Source organism: Roseomonas sp. TS2 (assembly GCF_058833935.1).
On the sequence record NZ_JCACVY010000281.1, the window covers coordinates 1 to 3,887 of the forward strand.

5 protein-coding genes are annotated in these 3,887 nt (G+C 72.9%); 3 read left to right on the forward strand and 2 right to left on the reverse strand.

What is annotated here, in order from left to right; all coding sequences use genetic code 11:
• On the forward strand, positions 1-753 hold a 753-nt coding region (locus tag ACZJYS_RS23280; protein ID WP_493180501.1), incomplete at its 5' end, for an EcsC family protein.
• A gap of 60 nt (positions 754-813) precedes the next feature.
• On the opposite strand, the gene hrcA is transcribed toward ACZJYS_RS23280, so the two are convergent.
• Positions 814-1,902 carry a heat-inducible transcriptional repressor HrcA gene (gene hrcA, locus ACZJYS_RS23285; protein ID WP_379650348.1) on the reverse strand — a complete coding sequence of 363 codons (1,089 nt, stop codon included), beginning with the start codon at positions 1,900-1,902 and terminating at the stop codon, positions 814-816.
• Positions 1,903-2,080: 178 nt separating this feature from the next.
• On the opposite strand from hrcA, the gene ACZJYS_RS23290 reads away from it, so the two are divergent.
• Together ACZJYS_RS23290 and ACZJYS_RS23295 are read left to right on the forward strand one after the other, a co-directional pair.
• Positions 2,081-2,356 (forward strand): hypothetical protein, encoded by a 276-nt coding sequence (locus ACZJYS_RS23290; protein WP_493180502.1) that lies wholly within the window; start codon positions 2,081-2,083, stop codon positions 2,354-2,356.
• Positions 2,356-2,538 carry a hypothetical protein gene (locus ACZJYS_RS23295; RefSeq protein WP_109515698.1) on the forward strand — a complete coding sequence of 61 codons (183 nt, stop codon included), beginning with the start codon at positions 2,356-2,358 and terminating at the stop codon, positions 2,536-2,538. Before ACZJYS_RS23290 ends, ACZJYS_RS23295 begins: the two co-directional genes overlap by 1 nt.
• A 12-nt stretch (positions 2,539-2,550) precedes the next feature.
• Here ACZJYS_RS23295 and ACZJYS_RS23300 read toward each other — a convergent pair.
• The coding region (locus ACZJYS_RS23300; protein WP_493180503.1) for a TrkH family potassium uptake protein at positions 2,551-3,887 on the reverse strand (1,337 nt) is incomplete at its 5' end.

The following is a 3,887-nucleotide window of genomic DNA, read 5'->3' on the forward strand; positions in this document are numbered from 1 at the left end:
GAGGCGGAACTGGCCGAGGCGCGGCGCGTGCTGGAGGAGACCTCGCTGGCCGCGCGCATGGCGCAGATGGCGGGCACGCCCATCGAGGCGCTGCGCCGCCGCCTGCCGGATTCGGCGCAGGGCTTGCTGGACCGGACGGTGCGCCAGGCCCTCTCCACCGCGCTGCGCGCCGCGATGCGCAGCCGGCCGGACCGCACCCCCACCGGGCTGCGGCAGGACTGGCTGCACCGCGGGCTGGCCGCCGCCTCGGGCGCGGCGGGCGGCGCCTTCGGCCTGCCGGGCACGCTGCTGGAGCTGCCCGTCTCCACCGCCGTGCTGCTGCGGCAGATCGGCGCCGAGGCCGCCGCCGCCGGCGAGGACCTCGACGACCCGATGACCGGCGCCGAGTGCCTGAAGGTGTTCGCCCTCGGCGGCCCCGGCCCCGCCGACGACGCCACCGAGACCGGCTACTTCGCCACCCGCCTGGCGCTGGCGCAGTTCCTGCCCAACATGAGCGCGGCGCTGCTGCCGGGCTTCGTCGGCGCCATCGCGGCGCGCTTCATCGGGCCGCTGAGCTTCAAGCTCTCGGCCCAGGCGGCGCCGGTGGTGGGCGCGGCGGCGGGGGCGGCGGTGAACCTCGCCTTCCTGGAGCATTTCCGCACCCTGGCGCGGGCGCATTTCACCGTGCGCCGGCTGGAGCGCACCCATGGCGCCGGGGCGGTGCGGGCCGCCTACGAGGTGCTGGCGGCGCGGGCGCGCCACCAGGCCGCCTGAGGCGGCGCCCCCGCCTCAGCCCCAACTGCCTCAGCCCCAACTGCCTCAGCCCCAACTGCCTCAGCCCAGGAGCTGCCCGATCACCCGCGCCGTGTAGTCCACCACCGGGATGACGCGGCCATAGTTGATGCGCGTCGGGCCGATGACGCCGATGGCGCCGACGATCTGCTCCTGCCCGTTGCGGAAGGGCGCCACCACCATCGAGAGGCCGGCGCTGTCGAACAGGCCGGACTCGGCGCCGATGAAGATCTGCACGCCCTGGCCGCGCTGCGCCAGCTCCAGCAGGCGCAGCATGGTCTCCTGCGCCTCCAGCCGCTCGAACAGCGCCTGGATCTCCTGCACGCGGGCGATCTGGTCGAGATTCTCCAGCAGCTTGGCCTGGCCGCGCAGGATCAGCGAGCCGCCGCCGCCGCCGGCCCAGGTGGCCAGCCCCTGCTCGATCATCTGCTGCGTCAGCGTGTCCAGCGCGGTGCGGTTGGCCTGGATCTCCTCGGCCACCATGCCGCGCGTCTCCTCCAGCGTGCGGCCGGAGAGGCGGGCATTGATGAAGTTGCTGGCCTGGGTGAAGGCGCTGGGCGGCAGGCCGGCCGGCACCTCGATGACGCGGTTCTCCACCTGGCCATGCGCGTTCACCAGCACCACCAGCGCCCGCCCGGGCGAGAGGGCGACGAACTCGATGTGCCGCACCGCCGCCTCGGTCTTCGGCGCCACCACCAGCCCGGCGGCGCCGGCGAGGCCGGAGAGCATCTGCCCCGCCTCGGACAGCGTCTCCTCCATGCTGCGGCCGGCAGCGGCGCAGCGTATGGCGATCGCCTCCCGGTCCTCGTCCGAGAGGTCGCCGAATTCCAGCAGCCCGTCCACGAACAGGCGCAGCCCCTGCTCGGTGGGCAGCCGCCCGGCCGAGGTGTGGGGGGCGTAGAGCAGCCCCGCCTCCTCCAGATCCGCCATGGCGTTGCGGATGGTGGCCGGCGAGAGCGCCAGCGGCAGGCGGCGGGAAAGGGTGCGGGAGCCGACCGGCTCCCCGGTTTCCATGTAGAGCTCCACCACCTGCCGCAGGATGGTGGCGCCGCGGTTGTCGAGCCCCGGCAGGAGGTGCAGCCCTCCCCGGTGGCCGGTGAACAGCGGCGATGGGCCCTTTCCTTTGGCCAAACTCTTCGATTCCTTCATCACGTTGCGGCGCTCTGCCCCGGCCTCAAGCATCCGTGAAGCAATCGGGTGACACTTCGCGCCAATCTTGTCACGCGCGGACACATCCTGGCCATCAACGCGTTGCACTTCTTCTATCCTAATGGTGTGCCGCAGGGCGCGAACAAGCGCGGAGGGCCTCATGACGGATATGTCTGGACTTCGGCTCTGGCCGCTGGCGCTGATGGGTTGGCTCGCGGCCTATCCGCCGGCCACCAAGGATGCCGCCAACGAAACCCCGCCCGGGCTTGAGGAGGCGGAGGGAGAGCGTGCCCAGGCGGGCCAGCCCAGGCCGGGCACCCGCGCGGCCTGGCTCGGCATGTCCCGCGCCCGCTACGCCCAGCTGACCGACGAGGAGCGCGCCCGGCTGCGCGCCGAGCGCCGCGCGGCCCGGCAGGCCGGACAGCCGCTGGCCTGATGGTGGCCAGCAACCCCGTTCTGCTCGGCTTCCTGCTGGTGCTGGGGCTGTTCGCGATGGGCGCCACCCTCGCCGGCCTGCTGCTGGAGCGCGCGGCGCGCCACCCCCGCGCCGCCGCCGGGGTGGTCGTGGCGGCGATGTTCGGCCTGTCCTGGGGCGGGATCCTGCTGCTGCGCGACTGAGCCGGCCGCGCCTCAGCCGCGCCAGAAGCGCGGCATGAACAGGATCAGCACGGTGAACAGCTCCAGCCGCCCCAGCAGCATGGCGAAGCAGAGCAGCCATTTCGCCGCCTCCGGCAGCCCGGCGAAATTGCCGGCCGGGCCGATCACCGGCCCGAGCCCCGGCCCGACATTGGAGAGCATGCTGACGGCGGCGCTGGCGCTGGTGAGGAAATCCAGCTCCATCGCCATCAGCGCGATGGTGAGCGCGCCGTAGCAGAGGAAATACAGCGCGAAGAACACCACCACGGAGCCGATGACGTCGTCCGGCAGCGGCCGCCCGGCATAGACGCGCGGGAACACGCCGCGCGGGTAGAGCAGCCGCAGGAAATGCGCCCGCAGCATGATGGCCACCACCACGAAGCGGAAGATCTTCATGCCGCCGGCGGTGGAGCCGGTGCAGCCGCCGACGAACATCAGCGCGAAGAAGATGCCGGTGGCGGCACCCCCCCACTGCATGTAGTCGGCCGAGGCGAAGCCGGTGGTGGTGACCACCGAGACGACGTTGAGCGCCGCGTGGCGCAGCGCCGCCTCCACCCCGTAGGTGCCGCGCAGCACCAGGATCGCCGCCACCAGCAGGATGGCGCCGAGCAGCAGGCCGAGCAGCGCGCGCACCTGCGGGTCGCGCAGGATCTCCCAGTCCCGCCGCAGGGCGCGCAGGTAGAGCACGAAGGGCAGCGCGCCGGCCAGCATCCCCGCCGTGGCGATCCAGTGGATGGCCGGGTTGTCCCAGTTGGCCAGCGAGGAATCGGAGGTGGAAAAGCCGGCGGTGGAGATGGTGCTGAGCGCGTGCACCACCGCGGCGAAGGGCGCCATGCCGGCGGCGAGATAGGCCAGGGCGCAGGCCACCGTCATGCCCAGATAGACGGCGCTGATGGCGGTGGCGATCTGCCGCGCGCGCGGCAGCACCTTCTCCGAGCGGTCGGAGCTTTCGGTGCGGAACAGCTGCATGCCGCCGACGCCGAGCGCCGGCAGGATGGCCAGCGCCGTGGCGATGATGCCGATGCCGCCCAGCCATTGCAGCAGCGAGCGCCAGAGCAGGATGCCCGGCGGCGCGTGGTCCAGCCCCGTGACGACCGTGGCGCCGGTGGTGGTGAGGCCGGAGACCGCCTCGAAATAGGCATTGGTCACGCTGCCGCCGAGGCCGGGATGCAGCGAGAGATAGAAGGGGATGGCGGCGCAGGCGGTGATGGCCGCCCAGCTCAGCGGCGTCAGCACGAAGGCCTGGCGCAGCGTCAGCCCGCCCTTCAGCGGGCAGCGCGTGGCGCGGAACAGCAGGCCGGCGCCGGCCAGCAGGCCGAGGCTGGCGGTGG